The organism is Clostridium sp. MB05, assembly GCF_046581255.1.
GTDB lineage: Bacteria > Bacillota > Clostridia > Clostridiales > Clostridiaceae > Clostridium.
The window spans coordinates 180,001-182,500 of sequence record NZ_CP174370.1 but is presented as its reverse complement, the minus strand read 5'-3'; the positions used below and the strand labels follow the sequence as shown (position 1 = coordinate 182,500).

The following is a 2,500-nucleotide window of genomic DNA, read 5'->3' as shown; positions in this document are numbered from 1 at the left end:
TTACGAGTGAGAATGTTGGCATTAGTAGCGAGATGTAAGTGAGAATCTTACAGGCCGAAAATCTAAGGTTTCCTGGGGAAGGCTCGTCCGCCCAGGGTTAGTCGGGACCTAAGCCGAGGCCGAAAGGCGTAGGTGATGGACAATTGGTTGATATTCCAATACCACTATTATCGTTATTATCGATGGTGTGACGGAGAAGGATAGGATGTGCTAGCGATTGGAAATGCTAGTCTAAGCATTTAGGGAGTTAAGACAGGAAAATCCGTCTTAACAATTCTGAGGTGTGATGGGGAAGGCCAATTTGGCCGAAGTATCTGATTCCATGCTTCCAAGAAAAGCATCTAGAGAGAGAAGTAGTGCCCGTACCGCAAACCGACACAGGTAGATGAGGAGAGAATCCTAAGGCCATCGGAAGAATTGCAGTTAAGGAACTAGGCAAATTGACCCCGTAAGTTCGCGAGAAGGGGTGCCTGCGAGAGCAGGCCGCAGAGAATAGGCCCAAGCAACTGTTTAGCAAAAACACAGGTCTCTGCTAAAGCGTAAGCTGATGTATAGGGGCTGACGCCTGCCCGGTGCTGGAAGGTTAAGGGGAACACTTAGCGCAAGCGAAGGTGTGAACTTAAGCCCCAGTAAACGGCGGCCGTAACTATAACGGTCCTAAGGTAGCGAAATTCCTTGTCAGGTAAGTTCTGACCCGCACGAATGGCGTAATGACTTGGGCACTGTCTCAACTGCAAATCCGGCGAAGTTGTAGTGCGAGTGAAGATGCTCGCTACCCGCGATTGGACGGAAAGACCCCGTAGAGCTTTACTGTAGCTTAGCATTGAGTTTCGATATTGTCTGTACAGGATAGGTGGGAGACTGAGAAGCTAGGGCGTCAGCCTTAGTGGAGTCACCCTTGGGATACCACCCTGACAGTATTGGGATTCTAACCGGACGCCATGAATCTGGTGACGGGACATTGTTAGGTGGGCAGTTTGACTGGGGCGGTCGCCTCCAAAAAAGTAACGGAGGCGCCCAAAGGTTCCCTCAGAACGGTCGGAAATCGTTCGAAGAGTGCAAAGGCAGAAGGGAGCCTGACTGCGACACCCACAAGTGGAGCAGGGACGAAAGTCGGGCTTAGTGATCCGGTGGTACCTCGTGGGAGGGCCATCGCTCAACGGATAAAAGCTACCTCGGGGATAACAGGCTGATCTCCCCCAAGAGTCCACATCGACGGGGAGGTTTGGCACCTCGATGTCGGCTCGTCGCATCCTGGGGCTGTAGTAGGTCCCAAGGGTTGGGCTGTTCGCCCATTAAAGCGGCACGCGAGCTGGGTTCAGAACGTCGTGAGACAGTTCGGTCCCTATCCGTCGCGGGCGTAGGAAATTTGAGAGGAGCTGTCCTTAGTACGAGAGGACCGGGATGGACTGACCTATGGTGCACCAGTTGTTCTGCCAAGAGCATGGCTGGGTAGCTAAGTCGGGAAGGGATAAACGCTGAAAGCATCTAAGCGTGAAGCCCCCCTCAAGATGAGATTTCCCATAGCATAAGCTAGTAAGACCCCTTGAAGAACACAAGGTTGATAGGTCAGAGGTGTAAGTGTGGTAACATATTTAGCTGACTGATACTAATAGGTCGAGGGCTTGACCAATAATTAAAAGATTTTGGCAATAATTCATGTGCAATTTTCAGAGAACACTCTGATATCTGGTGATGATGGCGTAGAGGAAACACTCCTTTCCATTCCGAACAGGAAAGTTAAGCTCTACAGCGTCGATGGTACTGCATGGGAAACTGTGTGGGAGAGTAGAACGTTGCCAGGTTATTATGCGTTATTAGCTCAGTTGGTAGAGCACCTGACTCTTAATCAGGGTGTCCCGGGTTCGATCCCCTGATGACGCACCAAATCCTAAACTTTTGTTTAGGATTTTTTTTTATAAATTTTAAAATATTTAATATTTAATAAATAATATTTATAATCTAGTTTATATGAAATAATATAAGACTAATATTAATATATAATTTATAGATAAATAAAATTGAAGTAATTAAATAAAACTTAAAGTGAAGTATTAATTAGCCACTTAAAAACGAAAAAATAGACATAATAGATATTGGATTAGTTGAAGCTATTACGGCATTTAGTTTAATAACTCAATAGGTTTGTAATGAAGTGCTTATGATAGATATTAATAGGGAAAAGGATCTTGGAGAAGTAATGGATCTAAAATGTTTATATAGATTAAGTTTTAGAAACTGAACAAGCTAGTTTAGAAGTTTATAATAGAATATCAATATTATATTTTATAAATTAAAGTATAATATTAAGTTTAAAAATTCAATAAGAAAGTTATATTAGAGTTAGCTTAATTAAAACATTTATGGGGAAATTTAAATTAATTTATATTAAATAATAAAAAAATAAATTAATTTTGAAAAAAATGTTGACATGTGGACAATATATCTATATAATAAGTTCTTGTTGAGAGAAAAATATCTGGTGATGATGGCGTAAAGG

Annotated in this window: 1 tRNA gene, 3 rRNA genes and 1 pseudogene (2 of these 5 running past the window's edge); all 5 read left to right on the top strand. The window is 43.0% G+C overall.

The window, feature by feature from the left end:
- Window positions 1-1,633 (top strand): 23S ribosomal RNA (locus tag ACH36K_RS00895) (it extends 1,274 nt beyond the left edge of the window).
- A gap of 55 nt (window positions 1,634-1,688) precedes the next feature.
- Window positions 1,689-1,805, top strand: a 5S ribosomal RNA gene (rrf, locus tag ACH36K_RS00890).
- Window positions 1,806-1,811: 6 nt separating this feature from the next.
- Window positions 1,812-1,887 (top strand) — tRNA-Lys (locus tag ACH36K_RS00885).
- Between the two features lie 193 nt (window positions 1,888-2,080).
- Window positions 2,081-2,209, top strand: a pseudogene (gene ldh / locus ACH36K_RS00880) (L-lactate dehydrogenase); the annotation flags it as partial.
- 269 nt (window positions 2,210-2,478) lie between these two features.
- Window positions 2,479-2,500, top strand: a 5S ribosomal RNA gene (gene rrf / locus ACH36K_RS00875); it runs 95 nt beyond the window's last position.